This is a genomic window from Pseudomonas sp. KU26590 (assembly GCF_026153515.1).
In the GTDB taxonomy this organism is placed as follows: Bacteria; Pseudomonadota; Gammaproteobacteria; order Pseudomonadales; family Pseudomonadaceae; genus Aquipseudomonas.
The window spans coordinates 2,924,927-2,943,611 of the sequence record NZ_CP110644.1; the positions used below are offsets into that span (position 1 = coordinate 2,924,927).

The 18,685-nt window shown below is 62.4% G+C and carries 19 protein-coding genes; 7 read left to right on the plus strand and 12 right to left on the minus strand.

Annotated elements, in window-relative coordinates:
• Nucleotide 1: 1 nt before the first annotated feature.
• Nucleotides 2-1,522: an ArnT family glycosyltransferase gene (locus OKW98_RS12830; protein ID WP_265389486.1), complete on the plus strand. Its 1,521-nt coding sequence runs from the start codon at nt 2-4 to the stop codon at nt 1,520-1,522.
• A gap of 73 nt (nt 1,523-1,595) precedes the next feature.
• Here OKW98_RS12830 and OKW98_RS12835 read toward each other — a convergent pair whose 3' ends face one another.
• Complete coding sequence (locus OKW98_RS12835; RefSeq protein WP_265389487.1) at nt 1,596-2,486, minus strand: SDR family oxidoreductase; 891 nt, start codon at nt 2,484-2,486, stop codon at nt 1,596-1,598.
• A 96-nt stretch (nt 2,487-2,582) separates the two neighbouring features.
• Here OKW98_RS12835 and OKW98_RS12840 point away from each other — a divergent pair, with 96 nt between their 5' ends.
• The gene (locus tag OKW98_RS12840; RefSeq protein ID WP_265389488.1) at nt 2,583-3,479 is read left to right on the plus strand and encodes a helix-turn-helix transcriptional regulator; all 897 of its coding nucleotides are present in this window, start codon (nt 2,583-2,585) and stop codon (nt 3,477-3,479) included.
• A gap of 1,474 nt (nt 3,480-4,953) precedes the next feature.
• Here OKW98_RS12840 and OKW98_RS12845 read toward each other — a convergent pair.
• On the minus strand, nt 4,954-5,154 hold the full coding sequence (locus tag OKW98_RS12845; RefSeq protein ID WP_265389489.1) for a DUF2986 domain-containing protein: 201 nt from the start codon (nt 5,152-5,154) through the stop codon (nt 4,954-4,956).
• A gap of 164 nt (nt 5,155-5,318) precedes the next feature.
• Between OKW98_RS12845 and OKW98_RS12850 the strand changes: the two genes are divergently transcribed.
• On the plus strand, nt 5,319-5,945 hold the full coding sequence (locus OKW98_RS12850) for a pyridoxamine 5'-phosphate oxidase family protein (RefSeq protein ID WP_265389490.1): 627 nt from the start codon (nt 5,319-5,321) through the stop codon (nt 5,943-5,945).
• Nucleotides 5,946-6,007: 62 nt separating this feature from the next.
• Here the strand turns inward: OKW98_RS12850 and OKW98_RS12855 are convergent, their stop codons facing one another.
• From OKW98_RS12855 to OKW98_RS12895, 9 genes are all read right to left on the minus strand, one after another.
• A complete protein-coding gene (locus OKW98_RS12855) occupies nt 6,008-6,883 on the minus strand; it encodes an EthD domain-containing protein (RefSeq protein ID WP_265389491.1) in 876 nt (291 codons plus the stop codon).
• A 73-nt stretch (nt 6,884-6,956) separates the two neighbouring features.
• On the minus strand, nt 6,957-7,205 hold the full coding sequence (locus OKW98_RS12860; protein WP_265389492.1) for a hypothetical protein: 249 nt from the start codon (nt 7,203-7,205) through the stop codon (nt 6,957-6,959).
• Nucleotides 7,206-7,238: 33 nt separating this feature from the next.
• A complete protein-coding gene (locus OKW98_RS12865) occupies nt 7,239-8,033 on the minus strand; it encodes an NYN domain-containing protein (RefSeq protein ID WP_265389493.1) in 795 nt (264 codons plus the stop codon).
• A gap of 118 nt (nt 8,034-8,151) precedes the next feature.
• Nucleotides 8,152-9,081, minus strand: coding sequence for a 2-hydroxyacid dehydrogenase (locus tag OKW98_RS12870; protein ID WP_265389494.1), 930 nt, complete (start codon nt 9,079-9,081; stop codon nt 8,152-8,154).
• Nucleotides 9,032-10,426: an MFS transporter gene (locus OKW98_RS12875; protein WP_265389495.1), complete on the minus strand. Its 1,395-nt coding sequence runs from the start codon at nt 10,424-10,426 to the stop codon at nt 9,032-9,034. The genes OKW98_RS12870 and OKW98_RS12875 overlap by 50 nt, the downstream gene beginning before the upstream one ends.
• A gap of 224 nt (nt 10,427-10,650) precedes the next feature.
• Entirely contained in the window at nt 10,651-11,094 is a 444-nt protein-coding gene (locus tag OKW98_RS12880) for a thiol-disulfide oxidoreductase DCC family protein (RefSeq protein ID WP_265389496.1), read from the minus strand.
• Entirely contained in the window at nt 11,091-12,086 is a 996-nt protein-coding gene (locus OKW98_RS12885; protein ID WP_265389497.1) for an aldo/keto reductase, read from the minus strand. Before OKW98_RS12885 ends, OKW98_RS12880 begins: the two co-directional genes overlap by 4 nt.
• 66 nt (nt 12,087-12,152) lie before the next feature.
• On the minus strand, nt 12,153-13,784 hold the full coding sequence (locus OKW98_RS12890; protein ID WP_265389498.1) for a methyl-accepting chemotaxis protein: 1,632 nt from the start codon (nt 13,782-13,784) through the stop codon (nt 12,153-12,155).
• A gap of 161 nt (nt 13,785-13,945) precedes the next feature.
• Entirely contained in the window at nt 13,946-14,602 is a 657-nt protein-coding gene (locus OKW98_RS12895; protein WP_265389723.1) for a glutathione S-transferase, read from the minus strand.
• Nucleotides 14,603-14,783: 181 nt separating this feature from the next.
• On the opposite strand from OKW98_RS12895, the gene OKW98_RS12900 reads away from it, so the two are divergent.
• On the plus strand, nt 14,784-15,359 hold the full coding sequence (locus OKW98_RS12900; RefSeq protein WP_265389499.1) for a TetR/AcrR family transcriptional regulator: 576 nt from the start codon (nt 14,784-14,786) through the stop codon (nt 15,357-15,359).
• Nucleotides 15,360-15,645: 286 nt separating this feature from the next.
• Here OKW98_RS12900 and OKW98_RS12905 read toward each other — a convergent pair whose 3' ends face one another.
• Nucleotides 15,646-15,825: a helix-turn-helix domain-containing protein gene (locus tag OKW98_RS12905; RefSeq protein ID WP_265389500.1), complete on the minus strand. Its 180-nt coding sequence runs from the start codon at nt 15,823-15,825 to the stop codon at nt 15,646-15,648.
• A gap of 113 nt (nt 15,826-15,938) precedes the next feature.
• On the opposite strand from OKW98_RS12905, the gene OKW98_RS12910 reads away from it, so the two are divergent.
• From OKW98_RS12910 to OKW98_RS12920, 3 genes are read left to right on the plus strand one after another with little or no spacing between them, the layout of a single operon-like run.
• Nucleotides 15,939-17,129 carry a CaiB/BaiF CoA transferase family protein gene (locus OKW98_RS12910; protein ID WP_265389501.1) on the plus strand — a complete coding sequence of 397 codons (1,191 nt, stop codon included), beginning with the start codon at nt 15,939-15,941 and terminating at the stop codon, nt 17,127-17,129.
• A gap of 18 nt (nt 17,130-17,147) precedes the next feature.
• Nucleotides 17,148-18,113, plus strand: a complete 966-nt coding sequence (locus OKW98_RS12915) for a hydroxymethylglutaryl-CoA lyase (protein WP_265389502.1) — start codon at nt 17,148-17,150, stop codon at nt 18,111-18,113.
• Nucleotides 18,110-18,490, plus strand: a complete 381-nt coding sequence (locus OKW98_RS12920; protein WP_265389503.1) for a VOC family protein — start codon at nt 18,110-18,112, stop codon at nt 18,488-18,490. The genes OKW98_RS12915 and OKW98_RS12920 overlap by 4 nt, the downstream gene beginning before the upstream one ends.
• The last annotated feature ends 195 nt before the right edge of the window (nt 18,491-18,685 follow it).

Genomic DNA, 18,685 nt, shown 5'->3' on the forward strand with positions numbered 1-18,685 from the left:
AGTGCGACGTGTTCATTCTCCCGCGTTGCAGTGCCTGGCGCTGGTGGCGCTTGCGCTGCTTCTGGTCGGTGCCGGCTTTGGCATCAGGCAGCCGCTCAATGTCGACGAAGAACGGTTTCTGGGCGTAGCGCTGGAAATGCTGCACAGCGGCAGCTGGCTGATTCCCCACCGGGCCGGTGAAATCTACGGCGACAAGCCGCCCTTGTTCATGTGGACAGTGGCGTTTTTCACCTGGCTGACCGGTTCGCCGTCGCTGGCACTCTTTATCCCGGGCCTGCTCTCGGCGGCTACCGCCACGGCGGTGTTGTACGACTTGGGCCGTCGCCTCTGGTGCCGCAGAGTGGGCCGCATTGCCGCGCTGCTGTTTCTGGCGACCTACCAGACCTACAGCATTCTGCGCACCGGCCAGATCGACAGCTTCCTGTGCCTGTGGGTGGCGCTCGGCTTCTACGGCATGGTCCGGCATCTTCTGCTGGGGCCGGCGTGGGGCTGGTTCTACGTCGCGTGTCTGGCCATGGGCCTGGGCATCATCAGCAAAGGGGTGGGTTTTCTACCGGCGTTGATGCTGGTGCCCTACGGTTATGCCGTGCGCAAGGGCTGGTCGGGTGTGGCCGTCATGCCGGGGCAGGCGCTTCGCTGGGCGGCCGGTTTTCTGGTGGTGCTGGTGGGTTGTGCGGTCTGGCTTGTCCCGCTGCTTGCCACGGTGTGGCTCAAGGGCGGCCCTGACGAAGTGGCGTACCTGAAGGAAATCCTGTTTCACCAGACCGGTGGCCGTTACGCCTCGGCCTGGGATCACCGCGAACCGTTCTGGTATTTCCTGACTGTCATCCCGCAGTACTGGCTGCCGTTGGTGCTGGCGTTGCCGTGGCTTGTACCCGCCTGGCGTCGCCAACTGCGAAAGCATGACGCCCGGATCTTGCTGTTGCTGGGCTGGGTGGTGTTGGTGGTGCTGTTTTTCTGCCTGAGCACCGGCAAGCGCAAAATCTATATCTTCCCTGCGTTACCAGGCCTGGTGCTGGCCGCCGCGCCTTTGATTCCGTGGTTGCTTCGACGCTGGTTTGGCGATCGCCCCAAAGCCCGCGCCGTGTTTGGTGTGGCGGTGGTGGCGTGGTTTTGCCTGTGGTTCGGCCGTGGCTTCGTCGAGCCGTTCACCGACGGCCCCAATCCCCACAAGGTGCTCATGGGCGAAGCGGCCCGGCTGACTGACGGCGCCGAACTGGTGCTGGTCGGCTGGCGGGAAGGGCACTGGCTGTTCGCCCGCCAGCCGGTGGTGCATTTCGGGTTCGCCGATCAATCGGCCGTCGAGCACGCTGCGCTCTGGCTGCGCGCTCATCCTGCGGCATTCGCTCTGGTGCCCGCTGCCGAGCTTGAACGCTGCTTTGCAGCAGGCAAAGCTCGCCAGCTGGGGTCAACGTCGAGGGCGGAGTGGTTGATCGTCGGGCCTGACGCGGACAATGGTCGCTGCCAGCCGATGGCGCCTGACCGCGCTTATCACTTTTCATGGGGGGCTGACGCGCTGTAGCCCCTTGCTGTGTAGCCCCTTGCTGTGCGCAGGGGGCTTTGGTTAGAGACGCAGCGCAGTCCTCAAGAAACAGTCACCGTCGCTGAAAACTCCCTTTGAGATCCTCAATCAAGCCCGGCCCGGTCGGCACCCATCCCAATCGCGCCTGGGTTTTGCTGCTGTTGCTCGACATATTTCGCCCTACAAAGCTCGACAGCCAACCGAACTGCGCCATCGCCTCGTCCGCCGGTACCGAGACAACGGGCAGGCCAAGGCCTTCACTCAAGGCTTGGGCGATGAGGTGGAAGGGGATGTGGCTTTCGGCCGTTGCATGGTAGCGAGCGCCCGGCTGATGGTGTTCCAGCGCAAGACGGTACAGCTGGGCGGTGTCTGAAACGTGGGCGGCTGACCACGGATTCAGGCCCTCATCGACGTAGGCTGAGACGCCTGCCTGACGCGCGTGCTTGATGAGTTCGGTCACCAGGCCCTGTTTGACCGTATCGTGGATCTGCGACAGGCGCATCACCACCACGTTGAGTCCGCGTTGCAACAGCGCTTCTCCCGCCCGTTCCGATGCGGCGCGGGGATTTGGGTGCCCGGAATTGAAGTGATCCTCATCGGCAGGCTCGCCCGGTGCCGGCGAACCCACCGGCGTGGCGGAGGTGATCAGCAGCGGTCGCTGGGAACCGTTCAGCGCCTCGCCCAGTGCGGCGATGGCCCGCGCATCTTTGTGGCAGTTGTCGACGAAGTGTGCGAAGTCATGATCGAACGCGGTATGAATGACCGCGTCGCACTGTTCGGCGCCGCGTGTGAGGCTGGCGGGGTCTTCAAGGGTGCCGATATGTGGCTCGGCGCCGAGGGCCCGCAATGATTCGGCGCCGGCTTGTGAACGCGTCATTCCCAGTACCTGATGACCGGCGGCGAGCAGGTCTTGCGTCACATGGGAACCGATAAAGCCTGTCGAGCCGGTAACAAATACGCGCATGGTTAAACTCCTTTTGCTGAAGTCGGCAGGATGCGCGTAACGTTTATCCGGTTAAAGACGTGACGTTATCAGGGTATAGAAACCAACAGGATCATCATGGCCAACCCGTCTGTTCATTTGCTGGGCACTTATTTGAAGGATTGCCGGGCCCGTCTGGACTCGGCAAGCCTGGGCTTTTCAGGTGCCCGACGGCGCACGCCCGGGTTGCGCCGGGAAGAAGTCGCGCAGCGCGCCAACATCAGCGCGACCTGGTACACATGGCTGGAGCAAGGCCGCGGCGGTGCACCGTCAGCCCAGGTGCTGAACCGGATTGCCGAAAGTCTGCTGATGACCGAACCCGAGCGCGAGCATCTGTTCATGCTTGCCTTCGGCCATCCGCCGGAAGTGGTCTACAGCGCGCCCGAAGGGGTGACGCCGCGCCTGCAACGCGTCCTCGACACTCTCGCGTTCAGCCCGGCGTTTATCAAGACGGCGACGTGGGACGTGCTGGCCTGGAACACCGCAGCAGCGGCGGTCTTCACCGACTACAGCCTGCTGCCGGTGGGGCAACGCAACATCTTGCGCCTGATGTTCTGCAACCCGCGCGCCCAAGCCCGGCAGGCTGACTGGAACGCCGTGGCGCGTTTCATCGTCGCGGCGTTTCGGGCGGATGCGACTCGCGCCGGTGCTGCGTCCGAGGTCACTCGGTTGGCCGAAGAGCTGTGCACCCTGAGTCCGGAATTCGCGGCGCTGTGGCGGGATAACGACGTGCGGCTTCAAGGCGAAGGCACCAAGCGCCTGCGTCACGATCCCCACGGCATCATCGAGCTGGAATACTCCAACTTTGCGGTGGACGGGCGTTTGGACCTGTCGATGATCGTCTATAACCCGGTCACTGCCGGCGATGCCGATCGTGTGCGGGCGGTGATCGAAGAGCATTCCCGGCTGAAGCTGGCGCGCCCTGTGGGACCGGCTTTAGCCGGGAAGGCGTCCGCAATCACACTGCAAAATTGATGGCGTGCGCACTGGCCTCTTCCCGGCTGAAGCCGGTCCTACTATGAAACCGCGTGTTCCCTGTAGGACCGGCTCTAGCCGGGAAAGCGTCGGCAGTGACACTGCAAAATTGATGGCGTACGCACTGGCCTCTTCCCGGCTGAAGCCGGTCCTACTATGAGACCGCGTGTTCCCTGTAGGACCGGCTTTAGCCGGGAAGGCGTCGGCAGTCACACCGCAAAATGGAGGGTGTCACCACTGGCCTCTTCCCGGCTGAAGCCGGTCCCACTATGAAACCACGTGTTCCCTGTAGGACCGGCTTTAGCCGGGAAAGCGTCAGCAGTCGCACCGCAAAATTGATGGCGTCACCACTGGCCTCTTCCCGGCTGAAGCCGGTCCCACGATGAAACCGCGTGTTCCCTGTAGGACCGGCTTTAGCCGGGAAAGCGTCGGTAGTCACACCGCAAAATTGATGGTGTCGCCGCTGGCCTCTTCCCGGCTGAAGCCGGTCCTACTATGAGACCGCGTGTTCCCTGTGGGACCGGCTTTAGCCGGGAAAGCGTCGGCAGTCACACCGCAAAATGGAGGGTGTCACCACTGGCCTCTTCCCGGCTGAAGCCGGTCCCACTATGAGACCGCGTGTTCCCTGTGGGACCGGCTTTAGCCGGGAAAGCGTCGGCAGTCACACCGCAAAATGGAGGGTGTCACCACTGGCCTCTTCCCGGCTGAAGCCGGTCCCACTATGAAACCGCGTGTTCCCTGTAGGACCGGCTTTAGCCGGGAAAGCGTCGGCAGTCGCACTGCAAAATTGATGGCGTACGCACTGGCCTCTTCCCGGCTGAAGCCGGTCCTACTATGAGACCGCGTGTTCCCTGTGGGACCGGCTTTAGCCGGGAAAGCGTCGGCAGTCACACCGCAAAATGGAGGGTGTCACCACTGGCCTCTTCCCGGCTGAAGCCGGTCCCACTATGAGACCGCGTGTTCCCTGTGGGACCGGCTTTAGCCGGGAAAGCGTCGGTAGTCGCACCGCAAAATTGATGGCGTCGCTGCTGGCCTCTTCCCGGCTGAAGCCGGTCCTACTATGAGACCGCGTGTTCCCTGTAGGACCGGCTTTAGCCGGGAAAGCGTCGGCAGTCACACCGCAAAATGGAGGGTGTCACCACTGGCCTCTTCCCGGCTGAAGCCGGTCCCACTATGAGACCGCGTGTTCCCTGTGGGACCGGCTTTAGCCGGGAAAGCGTCGGCAGTCACACCGCAAAATGGAGGGTGTCACCACTGGCCTCTTCCCGGCTGAAGCCGGTCCCACTATGAAAGCACGTGTTTCTTGTAGGACCGGCTTTAGCCGGGAAAGCGTCGGCAGTCACGCTGCAAAATTGATGGCGTACGCACTGGCCTCTTCCCGGCTGAAGCCGGTCCCACTATGAAACCGCGTGTTCCCTGTAGGACCGGCTTTAGCCGGGAAGGCGTGGGCAGTCGCACCGCGAACTGAGGGCGTTCAGACCGGCTCGGAAGGGCGGGCCGCTTCAGGCGTGGATTCGGTCATGGAATCAGAACTGGCTTCAGCACTGGCCTGCGCCGCCAGCTTCAACCGATCGGCCTTGCTGACGTAGGTGTCTTTGTTCTTCGGCGCCAGTTTGGCACTCGCTTTTTTTGCGTTGGTTCTGAGTATCTGGTTAAGTTTCTTGCGACGGTTCATGCCTGTTTACCCGGTGTGCAGATGCTGGACGGTGAAAAGGCAGGCAGTGAATCAGATCGCCGGTCAATCTGCCACACGCGTCTGGCACTATTGCCCCGAACGGGCATGAAGCGTCACGGCATGCAGCACTTGTCCAGCCACGAAGAAATTGCAGAGAGCCCACGATGGACCATGAAGACAGCTCATACCTGACCACTGTACAGGCCTTGGAAGCGATCTATGGCCCGATCGCGCCGCCGTCCCTGGTCAAGGAAGTCGATCATATTCACCCGGTTTACCGGCCGTTCATCGAAGCGGCGTCCTTTGTAATCCTCGCCTCGTCGGGCGCAGGCGGCCTGGATGCTTCGCCGCGCGGCGATCAGCCGGGCTTCGTGCACATCGAAGACAGCAAGACGCTGTATCTGCCGGACCGACGCGGCAACAACCGCATCGACACCCTGCGCAACATCGTCGAGGACCCGCGCGTCGCGCTGTTGCTTCTCGTCCCGGGCGTTGGCGAAACCTTACGCGTTAACGGGACGGCGCAGATATCCATCGCGCCTGACCTGCTGGCGCGTTTTGCCGTGGAGGGGAAACCGCCGAAATCGGTGCTGCGTATTAGCGTCACCAGCGTGTATTTCCAGTGCAGCCGCGCGGTGATCAGGGCAGGGCTGTGGGATGGGTCCCGGCAAATACCGCGCAGCGCGTTGCCCAGTGCCGGGCAGATTCTCAAAGAGGTTTCGAAGGCAGCCATCGACGGTGAGGCGTATGACAAGGCGCTGCCGGGCCGAATCGCCAATTCGTTGTACTGACGACCGCGTAAACCCGAAGCAGCAGATTGGCAGCCACCGGACGTGGCTGCCGAGAGCCGCGTTTAGGCGTTTTGCGCGCCTTTAAGCATCAGTTCCTGAACATCCGCCTGAACCTGATTCACCGCCCCCAGATACTCGATCAGCTCCGCTGCCCGACTGCCGCGCAATCCGGCGGTGGTTAGCGACTTGTCGCGCACGTAGGTGTACAGCCCGGAGACGGCGAACGCCTTGAGCTCAGCGATGTGCTTTGACTGCTCAGCCAAGGTGTTCTGGAACGTTTTGCTCTGGAAAAAATGCCGGCGCGCCAGGGGCGAGCTGAACGCGATTTCCAGCACGGCCAATTCTGCGCGCGCCGGGTTAGCGAAGTGCGCGACGTTCGGCGCGGGCGGGTGCTGGCCGTCGTTTTCGAAAGGCTCGCACAGGTGCAGACAGACTTTGACCACCCCTTCAGCGCCTGCCAACAGTGGCCCCAGATTCGACTTCAAGTACGCCTGCAACTGCGGCAGTGATTCGCGCGGGCTGAAGTGCACGTGAATGCGGTCGAAGGTGTCGGTGCCGTTGAAGCGCTCATCCGCCAGCGAATTGGTCAGTGTCAGCGAGCCCTGAGGCAGCGCGTAGGCGAGGGTCTCGTCGAACATGTTCTGTTCGTCCGAGAACAGAATCGGGCTGGCGTCCTGAAACTGCTTCTGGTCGGCGGCAGATTCGAAACCGATCTCCACGCCACCGTCCAGTTCGTAATCCTGAATCTCACTGATCCCTTCGGCCAGCGGCCAGAGGTGAGCATCCTGCTGCCGGGAAAAGTGGTGCTGGATGTACAAGCCAAGGCCCGGAAGCCGCGAGCACAGCGGGCCGTGGACGTCGCGCCAGTAATGGGCGAACACGTCATGGGGCACGCGTTCTCGACGCTTTACGGTGGTGTAGCTGTTGATCTCGATCATGGGGCACCTGTCAGTCGGGAAATGTTCAGTCGTAGTGATCGGATGCAGGTGCCGCTGCAGGGTTCAACGCGTTTTACCGGACGTCATCCCTCGCCGCTTGGGTGACGCGAATATCCGTCAGACCGAGCTGGCCGGCCTGTTCGATGATTTCATCCGGCAGCGCGTCGGCGTTGGGCATCATCAAGCTGTTTTCGCTGTCGCCGAAATGCAGCTCAAGCAGGTGCATTGCGGCGTCGCTCACGGACAGCTCCGGCTGATTCAGGTCGAAGTGATGATTGCGGGGTTCAGCGTTGAAGCGGTAATCGACTGAGTAAATGGGCATGCAGGGCTCCATAAATGAAAAACGCTGATCGGTTTATTTGCCGTTTTGTTTGTGCCTGACGTACATCACCGCCGTGCCACTGGAGGCGGGCCTGGCCTGCAGCTCGAAGGCTTGGGGGTAGCCCTTGATCAGGTCGCTGAGCTTTTTATAGCCGTGGGTGCGGGGGTCGAACTCCGGTCGCAGCTTGGTGATGTTGGTGCCGAGGGCGCCGAGCTGCACCCAGCCGTCTTCGTCGGCGATGTCGTCGAGGATTTTTGCGATGAAACTGATAGGCGCTTTAGGCCGTTTCGGGGTTTCAGCCGCTGCGGGTCTTGTCACGTCTGACTGCGCCGGGGCGTCGAGGGTCTGCTCCACGCTGGCGGCGGCAATCACCTCCTCGCGGAGCAATTCGATGTAGATGAATTTGTCGCAGGCCGCCACGAACGGGCGGGGCGTTTTCTCTTCACCGAAGCCAATCACGGTCAGGCCTTCTTCGCGCAATCGCGACGCCAGGCGGGTGAAGTCGCTGTCGCTGGAGACAAGGCAAAAGCCGTCGAAGCGCCGCGTGTACAGCAGGTCCATGGCGTCGATGATCAGCGAGCTGTCGGTGGCGTTCTTGCCTTTGGTGTAGGCGAATTGCTGGATGGGCTGGATCGAGTGGTCGAGCAGGACCTTCTTCCAGCCGCCGAGCTGCGGCCCGGTCCAGTCGCCGTAGATGCGCTTGACGCTGGCGACGCCATATTTGGCGATCTCTTCGAACAAGCCTTCGACGATGGCGGCGGGGGCGTTGTCCGCATCAATCAGAACGGCGAGGTGCTTTTGAGCGTGGCTGGCGGTATGCGTGGCCATGGATCTTCCTTGAGAAGGGAAAGCCACACCATACCTGCAAACCCTCACTGCAAACAGGCAACCAATCCCGTCTTCCGCAGCTCGGTCGCTCGTTCAGCGAGCCACGGGCGACGTCGGGTTATTCCGGCACGGGCGTGGGCAAGTCTGCGCCGCTGTGCCAGGCGTTGAGGTTGGCCATGACCAGATCGGACATCGCCTGCCGGGTGTCCCATGTGGCGCTGGCCATGTGCGGGGTGAGCAAGACGTTGTCCAGATGCAGAAGCGTGGTTGCGGGGTGCGGCTCGTTTTCGTAGACGTCCAGCGCCGCGCCGGCCAGACGGCCTTCGGCAAGGGCCTGGGCGAGGGCGTTTTCATCGACCACGCTGCCCCGGCCGACGTTGATCAGATAGCCCTTCGGCCCCAGCGCCTCCAGCACGTTCGCGTCCACCAGATGATGGGTGCCAGAGCCGCCGCCGACCGCGACGACGAGAAAATCCACCGCTGCGGCCAGTTCAAGCGCCGACGCGTAATAAGTGAACCCGACGTCCTGCGGCCGGCGCCCGGTGTAGGCGATCGACATGTCGAAGCCCTGGGCCCGGCGGGCGATGGCGGTACCGATGCGGCCAAGACCAATGATGCCCAGGCGCGCCCGGCTGACCTTGCGGCTGAAGGCGATAGGCCCGTTTGCCCAGGCGCCCGAACGGGTGAAGCGGTCGGCGACGCGAAGGTTGCGCGCGATGCCCAGCATCAAGGCCATGGCGAAATCCGCCACGTCTTCGGTGAGCACATCGGGGGTGTGGGTGACGCGGATGCCACGCTCCCGCGCCGCTGCCACATCGACGCCGTCGTAACCCACGCCGAACACGACGATCACTTCCAGCGCTGGCAGGCTGTCGATCAACTGACGGCTGACCGTAGATTCGCCGTTGGCGACCATGGCACGGATGTCAGCGGTCGAGTCGTCGACGCCGGTGCCGTTTTGATCGGCTTCCACCACCTCGTAGGTGGCGTTCAGCGCGTCATCGAGCATGGCCGGCAAGCGGGCGATTTTCAGGAGCCTTGGCTTCATCTAAACCTCTTGGAACAGGAGCAGCGGCGGGAGCCGTTGCAGTGGCTGTGACAGGCGCTGCACGGGGCGCGCGGGCCAGGAACAGTCCCAACACGCCGCCGGCGAGCAAGGCTGCGGAGACCAGCAGCAGGGCGTAGTCGTAGCTTTGCGTGGCGTCCTTGATCCAGCCCATGACAGGTGGCAGGCCAAGGCCGGCGATGTTGGCAATGGAGTTGATCAGCGCGATGGACGCCGCGGCGGCAGCGCCTGACAGGTATTCGGTAGTGGTCGCCCAGAACACCGGCGTGGCGGCCCAGTTCAGACCGACCGCCAGCACCAGCAAGGCGTACGCCAGCCACGGGTTGCTGGTCCACACGGCCAGCGCCAGCAGCACACCGGCGGCCATGAGCGGTAGCGCCAGGTGCCAGCCGCGTTCGCCGTTGCGGTCGGAATGGGTGCCGTTGAAATAAATGAACACGCAGGCAAACAGGAAGGGCAGCGCCGACATGACGCTGACGGTGAACGACTCCTGGCCGGACACCGACTTGACGATCAGCGGCAGGAACAGCGTGATGCCAATGGTGCCAAACGCCTGCAACAGCCAGAACAGGCTCAGCAGCCAGACCTGACGGCTGCGAAAGGCGGTCTGCCAGGCCGCATGGTGGGAAATCGGCGAGTTCGCTTGTTCAGCCGCGATGGTGCGGCTGAGCCATTCCTTCTGATCGGCGTGCAGCCAGTGGGTGGTCTGCGGCGAATCCGGCAGGTAGCGCAACACGACGACACCGAGGATCACCGCTGGCAGGCCTTCCAGCAGAAACAGCCAGCGCCACCCGCTCACACCGAAATAGCCGTCCAGGTGCAGAAACGCGCCCGACAGCGGCAGGCCGATCACCGAGGCCAGCGCGGCGCCGATGTAGAAGAACGACATGGCCCTGGCCCGATCAGTCTTTGGGTACCACTGCGACAGGTAATAAATGATCCCCGGCGTAAAACCGGCCTCGGCGGCGCCCAGCAGCAGGCGCATGCCATACAGCTGATTGGCGCTCTGCACAAACGCCATGCCCGCTGCGACGATGCCCCAGGTGATCATGATCCGCGCAATCCAGCGCCGCGCGCCGACCCGCGTGAGAATGACGCTGCTCGGGACTTCAAGAAGAATGTAGGTCAGAAAGAACAGCCCCACGCCGATGCCGTACATGCGGGCAGTCAGGCCCAGCTCGGCATTCATCTGCAACGCGGCGACGGAAATGTTCGACTTGTCGATGTACGCGACCATGTACAGCAGCATCAGGAAGGGGATCAACTTGAGGTTGAGGCGCTTCATGGTGCTGGCGTGCAGGCCCGAATCCAGAAATGGCGAGGGCATGGGATTTCCTGTTGTTCTTATAAGGATGAGGAGCGACGACGTTCCACCATAGACGACATATCCTGATACCTCAATATGTGATTAGCCGTCCCATATAGTGGGATTTAATGGTGTGGGAGTGACGCAATCTTTCTGAGCGTTCGACGGGCTTCTGACAGAAAGCCTGATCACGAAGACGCCATTTCACCCGCTGAAGATTTAGTGCATTTACACACTCATAGCCGCTACTTCAGGGCGTTCTTGTTCAAGAAGCGATCTCGATGATCCGCGGCGGGCAAGTGGCAGGCGTCATAACGCCCAAACAGCTGGTAGCGGTTCAGGGCGATCTTGTCGTACAGCCAGTCACGCAAAACCCTCGGGAAAGCCCGCGCCATGAGCAGCCAGTGCCACCGTGCGGGCAGGTGGGCGAGGATCTTGAACATCGCGTCCGAACGGACATAAAAGCGGTCGTTTTCCACCAGCACGATGGTATTGAACTGATCCTGGGGCAATCCCGCCCATTTCAGCAGCGCCTGACCCTCGGGCGACTGTACGGCCGCCAGCGTCAGACGGTGCTCGTGGTCCTGGCCGATGATGAAGGTCGCCCAGCCATTGCACAGCTTGCAGGTACCGTCGAACAACACGACGGCCCGGCCCGTGGCAAGCCCGGAGCTGCCATCGGGCTTCACGCGAAGCCCGTTACAGCGTGGGGAACGTAGGGCGCTTCAAGGCGTTTCACTTCGTCGTCGCTGAGCACCAGATCCAGCGCCGCGATCGCATCGTCCAGATGGTGCGGCTTGGACGCCCCGACAATCGGCGCCGACACGCCACGCTGGGCCAACACCCACGCCAGCGCGACCTGGGCCATGGGCACGCCGCGCTCACTGGCAATCTTTTCCACCACATCAATGACGCGGCCGTCTTCCGCTTCCGTGGCCTCGTAAAACGACTGCCCGGAGATGTCGGTCTTGGTGCGTTCGGTTTGCTGGCCGTGTGGCCGTGTCAGCCTGCCACGGGCCATCGGGCTCCATGGCATCAGGCCGACGCCCTGATCCAGGCACAACGGAATCATCTCGCGCTGTTCTTCGCGATACACCAGATTGAGGTAGTTCTGCATGGACACGAAGCGGCTCCAGCCATGGGCGGCCGCGACCTGCTGAGCCTTGGCGAACTGCCAGGCGAACATCGACGACGCGCCAATGTAGCGCGCCTTGCCGGCCCGGACCACGTCGTGCAGCGCCTCCATGGTTTCCTCGATGGGGGTGTGATAATCCCAGCGATGGATCTGGTACAGGTCGACGTAATCGGTGCCCAGCCGCGTCAGGCTGGCATCGATGTTGGCCATGATGGCTTTTCTCGACAGCCCTTGTTCGTTGGGTCGCTTGGAGCCTTCCCACATATTGGCCGGAAAAAACACCTTGGTCGCGATGACGGTTTCTTCGCGGCGGGTGAATGCCTTCAGCAGTTTGCCGACGATGATTTCCGAGGTGCCCGCCGAGTAGCTGTTGGCCGTGTCGAAGAAGTTGATGCCTTGCTCGACGGCGTGCTTGATGATCGGCCGGCTGGCGTTTTCATCCAGCGTCCACGGGTGCGTGCCGGCGTCCGGGTCGCCAAACGTCATGCACCCCAGACACAACTTCGACACGTCCAGCCCCGTGGAACCCAGCTTCACGAACTTCATGCATTCACCTCCGAAATCGGTTGATGCCCAAACAAGCGGCTCAGAGGTGCGATCCCTCGCGTCCGATTAAGTTCTGAATTGCATCACCAGACCGTTCAGGCCCACCGCCAGTTGCGACAGCTCGTTGCTCGCCGCCGAGGTCTGATGGGCGCCGGCAGACGTCTGCAGCGACAGGTCGCGGATGCTGGTCAGGTTGCGATCGACTTCCCGGGCGACCTGGGCCTGTTCTTCCGTGGCCGTCGCGATGCTGACGTTGCGTTCATTGATCAGCACGATGGCGGTTTTGATTTCCGCGAGGGCGCGACCGGCCGCACCTGCGACGTCCAGACTGACCCGCGCGCGCTCGCTGCTCTGGCCCATGGCCGTGACCGCCTTGTGGGTGCCACCCTGAATCGAGTCGATCATCTTTTCGATCTCGGCGGTGGACTGTTGGGTGCGGTGCGCCAGGGCGCGGACTTCGTCGGCTACTACCGCGAAACCACGTCCGGCTTCGCCAGCGCGGGCGGCTTCGATGGCCGCGTTGAGGGCGAGCAGGTTGGTCTGATCGGCGATGCCGCGAATCACGTCCAGCACGCCGCTGATGTTCTGCACCTGGCCGGCCAGCCCGTTGATCTCATCCGCGGTGGTGCCGACCGATTGGTGCAGCTCGTTGATCGCCGAAATGGTTTCGTTGACCCGCAGGCGGCCCTGTTCCGCCGAGTCGCTGGAATCCCGCGCCGCCGTGGAGGCGAGAGAGGCGTTGTGTGCGACTTCTTCCACCGCTGCGCTCATCTGGTTGATGGCGGTGGCGGCCTGATTGATTTCGTCGTTCTGACGCTGAACCCCGCGCAGGGATTCTTCGGTCACGGCGGTCATTTCTTCCGAGGTCGAGGCCAGTTGATTGGACGAGTGGCCGAGCTCCGAGAGGGTGTGGCGCAGGTTCTGCTGCATCACGGACAGCGCTTGCAGCAAGCGGCCCGGCTCATCGGAACCGTCGACCTGAATAGGCTTGCTCAGGTCGTTGGCGGCGATGTTTTCCGCGACGGCCAGGGCTTTGGCGATCGGCGCCACCAGGCTGCGAGTAAACAACGCGGCCAGGGCGAGGGTGGCGGCCAGCGCCACCACGATGGCGGCAATGATGACATTGCGGGCCTGATCGTAACTTTCATCTGCCGCGACATCCGAATCCTGCATTTTCTGTTTGGCCAGGTCGGCGATGGTCGCGATGTCCTTGGTGAGCGCGTCTGCCGCGCGGGTTTGTTCGCCAGAGGGTTCAGTCAACGAAACGACGATGTCGTCACGCTTCTGCTTCACGGCGTCCAGAAAACGCGCATGCACGGCGAGATAGGCCTGCAGGTCGCGCGCCATATCGGCATAGGCACTCAGGCCACGCTCGGAGATGAGCAATGATTTCAGGCCCTGCACGTCTTTCTCAAGGTCGGTGCGACCCTGACTGACCCGCTTCATGGCCGCGTCGTTGCTGGCGGCGCTTTGTGCTGCGCGCAGGCTGGTGTTGCCCAGGCGAATGGTCAGCAGGTCATTTTTGATGTCGGCGATGGCGAGGAGGGTGGGGAGTACGTTGTCCTGCAGGGCGTCCCTGGCGTCTTTGAGCTTAGAGGCTTGCATCAGCGAGAACAGTCCGACGGCGGAGATCAATACGGCAAAAAAGCCGAAGCAGATCAGGGAGCGGGGGGCGATGTTAAGGCGTCGGAGGTTCATGTCGAGGGCTGTCCATAGATAAAGGGATCACCTTGTTATCGACATGAACCGGTTCAGCTTGATGACAGATTGTCCTCTTTTTGGCAGAAATGCAGTGCGAATGTGCTGTTTTGGATGGATCGCGGTTGCCGTAGCCGTGTTCGGATGGCAACCGCAGCATTTCAGCCTTGGGGCCCGCCGGCTGCGACCATGGCCCGCCAGGTCTGGATGCTCGGACGTTCATTCATCCGTGCGTGCCAGGCCAGCAGCGCCTCACAGTCTGCCGGCACCGCGAGCTCCACCAGCGAGGCGAAGATCATCCCGCCGAAGACTGCGATGTCGGCCATCGAAAACGAGTCCCCGGCTACGAACGGCTGCATCTTCAGCACACTGTCGAAATAGCGCATGCCCCGTACGGCCTTGTCGCACATGCGGTTGCCCCATTCGGCGTTCTGGTACAGCTCGACGTCAGGCCCCAGGCCAGGCGTGCCGTGATGGAAATACGTGCTGACCGCGTCGAGAAACTCGATCTCCGCGCGTTTGGTCATCATGTGAATGCGGCCTTTTTCCACAGGCGTTGCGCCGGTGAGCTCGGGGCTGCCCACGAGGGCGTCAAGGTACTGGGTAATGGCGGTGCACTCGGCGATCAGCGTGCCGTCTTGCAGTTCAAGCACGGGGAGCGTGCCGGAGTAATTGATGTCGAGAAACTCGGGTTTCTTGTGCTCGCCATTCCACAGGTTCACTGATACGAATTCGATTCGCGGCAGCAGGTTTTTCTCTGCCAGGGCGATGCGGACCCGGGCCGGGTAAGGGCCATTGAACCAGTCGTAAATGGTCATCATGGGAATTGCGGAGGTGTCGGACTGCGGTATAGAAGCGTTCATAATGTGTCTACCTGTCAGTTGGTAGGCAAACTTTGGGCGCATTAGAGGACGCTGTCAATCCCTACCTGTCAATTGGCAGGTTGAGATCTTTAGGCGTAGCATGCGGGCCATCTATCGACCCTTCGAGGAATTCAGCGTGAGCGAAAATGCGCGCGAGGCCATTCTGGCCGCTGCGAAAACGGCAGCGCAGTTGCACGGGTACAGCGGCATCAATTTCCGCAGCATCGGCGAGACGGTCGGCATCAAGAACGCCAGCATCTACTACCACTTCCCGAGCAAGGCCGAGCTGGGCGCTGCGGTGGCGGCGCGTTATTGGCAGGACACTGCCAAGGCGCTTGACGCAATACGCGAGGCGAATCCCGACCCGCTGCGCTGCCTGGCGCTGTATTCGTCGATCTTTCGCACCTCGCTGGAAAACGGCAACCGACTGTGCCTGTCCAGCTTCATGGCTGCAGAGCACGAAGACCTGCCGGAAGAAATCCGCCGCGAGGTAAAAGCCTATGCCGATGCCAGCGTGGCCTGGCTGGCGGACAGGCTGATGGAGGCGGGGTTGGGCAGCGTCGAGCACTGCCAACGCCGCGCACTGGCGATTTACACCGCCGTGGCCGGGGCGCAGCTGATTGCCCGGACCCGATCCGACATCGAACTGTTTGATGCGCTGATTCAGGACTACCGTGACGCCGGGCTGATCCCGACGGACCTGAAAGGGTAGTGCTGCACTGACACAGCGCGCATTCAGTAGGACCGGCTTTAGCCGGGAAGGCGTCGGGCGTCACACCGCAAGATTGATGGTGTCTGCGCTGGCCACTTCCCGGCTGAAGCCGGTCCCACTGACGCCGCGCGTATCGATAGTGGGACCGGCTTTAGACGGGAAGGCGTCGGGCGTCACACCGCAAGATTGATGGTGTCTGCGCTGGCCACTTCCCGGCAAAAGGCGGTCCCACTGACACCGCGCGTATCGACAGTGGGACCGGCTTTAGCCGGGAAGACGTCGGACGTCACACCGGAAAATGGAGGGTGCACACGCGGGCCGCTTCCCGTTCGAGTGCCGCAAGGCGCTGGCTGGCCGCCGATACGGTCATGTGCGCGTCGCGGGCCGCCTTGGTGAGGTTCTGACTGTCGGCCGCGAGCACCAGCAACCGAAGTGAGGCGAGGCCGAGTTGCAGCAGGTTGAGCATGGGGGGCCTTCGAGGGTTTCCGTTGCGGAAAGGGTAGTGGAAATCATTGAAATTCTCACGAGGGCGGTTTAAGAGGATGATCCCGACATCCCTTCCAACAATAAGGAATCCCCATGAGCCTGCCGCTGGATGGCATCAAGGTCATCGAGATGGGCCAACTGATCGCCGGGCCTTTCGCCGCGAAGATCCTCGCGGACTTCGGCGCTGAGGTGATCAAGATTGAGCCGCCGACCACCGGCGACCCCTTGCGCAAATGGCGCCTGCTGCACAACGGCACGTCGGTCTGGTGGGCCGCGCAGTCACGCAATAAGCAGTCGGTGACCCTTGATCTGCGTCAGGCCGAGGCTCACGACGTGGTCAAGCGGCTGGTCAAAGACGCCGACATCCTGATCGAAAATTTTCGCCCCGGCACCCTGGAAAAATGGGGTTTGGGCTGGGATACCCTGAGCGCCATCAACCCGGGCCTGATCATGTTGCGGGTATCGGGCTACGGCCAGTCCGGGCCTTACCGAGACCTGCCGGGCTTCGGCGTGATCGGCGAAGCCATGGGCGGTTTGCGGCACCTGTCCGGTGAACCCGGTCGAACGCCGGTGCGCGTCGGCGTGTCCATCGGCGATTCGCTGTCGGCCCTGCATGGCGTGATCGGCGTGCTGCTGGCGCTGCGTCACCGCGAACAGCATCAAGGCGCTGGTCAGCAGGTGGATGTCGCGCTGTACGAATCGGTGTTCAACATGATGGAGAGCCTGATCCCCGAACATTCGGTGTTCGGCGCCGTGCGCGAACCCGCTGGCAGCAGCCTGCCGGGCATCGCGCCCAGCAATGCCTACCGTTGCCAGGACGGAAAGTACGCGCTCATCGCCGGCAATGGCGACAGCATCTACAAGCGCCTCATGGAAAAAATCGAGCGCCCGGACCTGGCCAATGACCCGGCGCTTGAGCACAACGACGGCCGGGTGCGGCATGTCGCGCGCATCGATGCGGCGATCTCCACCTGGACCGCCGAGCGAGGGCTAGACGAGGTGCTGAACGCGCTGAAAGACGCGAATATCCCGGCCGGGAAAATCTACGACGCCGCCGACATCGCCGCCGACCCGCACTATCAGGCACGGGGAATGCTGCTGCCCAGTCAGCTGGATGACGGCACGCCGGTCACCTTGCCCGGGATCGTGCCGAAGTTACTCAGCACCCCGGGGCAGGTGCGCTCCCGTGCGCCGACCCTGGGTCAGCACACTGACGCGGTGCTCGCCAGCGTGGGCATCGACGCCGACACACGCGAGCAATGGCGCGCGCGCGGCCTCATCTAATCGTCAGGAGTCCCCAGAATGAAACGCCTGTACATCCATGAAGTCGCCACCCGGGATGGCTTCCAGAACGAAAAGACCTTCATCGAGACCGAGGACAAAGTCGCCCTCATCAATGAGCTCAGCCAGTGCGGTTACGCGAAGATTGAAGTAACGTCGTTTACCTCGCCCAAGGCCATTCCGGCGTTGCGTGATGCCGAAGCGGTGATGGCCGGGATCCGTCGTCAGCCTGGCGTCGAGTACACCGTGCTGGTGCCCAACGTTCGCGGCGCGGAGCGTGCCCTGGGTTGCGGCATCGACGAAGCCAACTTGGTGATGTCGGTGAGCGAACCGCACAACCGCGCTAACCTGCGCATGACCCGCGAGCAGTCATTCGCTCAGTTGAAGGAAGTGATTGGCGTCATCGGGCGCGGGCCGGTGGCGGTCAATGTGTCGCTGTCCACGGCATTCGGCTGCCCGATGCAGGGCGATGTTGCCCCTGAAGAAGTGTTGCGCTGGGTAGAGGGCTTCGTTGCGCTGGATGTTCGTGGCGTGACGTTGTGCGACACCACGGGCATGGCGTATCCGACGCAGGTTCAGGCGCTGTCCGAGGCGGTGCGAAGGCATTTCCCGCAGCTGCAACTCACGCTGCATTTCCACAACACCCGGGGCATGGCGCTGGCCAATACCCTCGCGGCGCTGCAAGCCGGCGTCGATCGTTTCGATGCCTCCCTTGGCGGCCTGGGCGGTTGCCCGTATGCGCCGGGCGCCAGTGGCAACGAGTGCACGGAAGACCTGGTGCACATGCTCGATCTCATGGGTTACGACACTGGCATGGACCTGGACCGGGTCATCGCCGCCTCGGCGCGGCTGCCCGGCCTCATCGGCCACGACACGCCGAGCCAGATCCTGCGGGCGGGCAAGCGCCTGGACCTGCACCCGATTCCCGAGCCTGTACCCAGCCTCAGTCAGCAGATCGCCATTAACCCCATGGAGCGCACTCAGTGATTGATCACCTCGACCATCTGGTCCTGACCACCGTCGATGTTGAGGCCTGCAAGGATTTCTACGTGCGCATCATGGGCATGCAGTTGGAAACCTTCGGCAGCGGCCGCCTGGCGTTTCGCTTTGGCAACCAGAAGATCAACGTTCACGAGCGCGGTCACGAGTTTGAACCCAAGGCTCACCTGCCGGTGCCGGGCGCGCTGGACCTGTGCTTCATCGCCAGCGGGAGCCTCGACGACGTGATCGCGCATTTAAAGGCGCAGCAGTGGCCGATCGTAGAAGGGCCGGTCCAACGAACCGGCGCCACCGGACCTATTCGCTCGGTCTACGTGCGTGACCCGGATTTGAACCTGATCGAGATTTCCGAACTGACCGGCTGACGGCGCTGCGCCGGTCGTGCGTGGGTGGGAACGGTTTAGCCGGGAAGAGGCCCGTCTATACGACGCCTCAACCAGCCCGTAATGCCGCCACCGTCTACCCGAAGAAGCCAGCGGTAAGTAGTACGATTGTCCTGCCAGCGAGACGATCAATCGCATTTACACCCTCTAATCACGCATTACGCTACAAGGTAGGAT

Bases quoted from the DNA above. Each gene is read 5' to 3' on its own strand.
- OKW98_RS12835 (WP_265389487.1), bottom strand. From the start codon at position 2,486: ATGCGCGTATTTGTTACCGGCTCGACAGGCTTTATCGGTTCCCATGTG.
- OKW98_RS12840 (WP_265389488.1), top strand. From the start codon at position 2,583: ATGGCCAACCCGTCTGTTCATTTGCTGGGCACTTATTTGAAGGATTGC.
- OKW98_RS12845 (WP_265389489.1), bottom strand. From the start codon at position 5,154: ATGAACCGTCGCAAGAAACTTAACCAGATACTCAGAACCAACGCAAAA.
- OKW98_RS12850 (WP_265389490.1), top strand. From the start codon at position 5,319: ATGGACCATGAAGACAGCTCATACCTGACCACTGTACAGGCCTTGGAA.
- OKW98_RS12855 (WP_265389491.1), bottom strand. From the start codon at position 6,883: ATGATCGAGATCAACAGCTACACCACCGTAAAGCGTCGAGAACGCGTG.
- OKW98_RS12860 (WP_265389492.1), bottom strand. From the start codon at position 7,205: ATGCCCATTTACTCAGTCGATTACCGCTTCAACGCTGAACCCCGCAAT.
- OKW98_RS12865 (WP_265389493.1), bottom strand. From the start codon at position 8,033: ATGGCCACGCATACCGCCAGCCACGCTCAAAAGCACCTCGCCGTTCTG.
- OKW98_RS12870 (WP_265389494.1), bottom strand. From the start codon at position 9,081: ATGAAGCCAAGGCTCCTGAAAATCGCCCGCTTGCCGGCCATGCTCGAT.
- OKW98_RS12875 (WP_265389495.1), bottom strand. From the start codon at position 10,426: ATGCCCTCGCCATTTCTGGATTCGGGCCTGCACGCCAGCACCATGAAG.
- OKW98_RS12885 (WP_265389497.1), bottom strand. From the start codon at position 12,086: ATGAAGTTCGTGAAGCTGGGTTCCACGGGGCTGGACGTGTCGAAGTTG.
- OKW98_RS12890 (WP_265389498.1), bottom strand. From the start codon at position 13,784: ATGAACCTCCGACGCCTTAACATCGCCCCCCGCTCCCTGATCTGCTTC.
- OKW98_RS12895 (WP_265389723.1), bottom strand. From the start codon at position 14,602: ATGACCATTTACGACTGGTTCAATGGCCCTTACCCGGCCCGGGTCCGC.
- OKW98_RS12905 (WP_265389500.1), bottom strand. From the start codon at position 15,825: ATGCTCAACCTGCTGCAACTCGGCCTCGCCTCACTTCGGTTGCTGGTG.
- OKW98_RS12910 (WP_265389501.1), top strand. From the start codon at position 15,939: ATGAGCCTGCCGCTGGATGGCATCAAGGTCATCGAGATGGGCCAACTG.
- OKW98_RS12915 (WP_265389502.1), top strand. From the start codon at position 17,148: ATGAAACGCCTGTACATCCATGAAGTCGCCACCCGGGATGGCTTCCAG.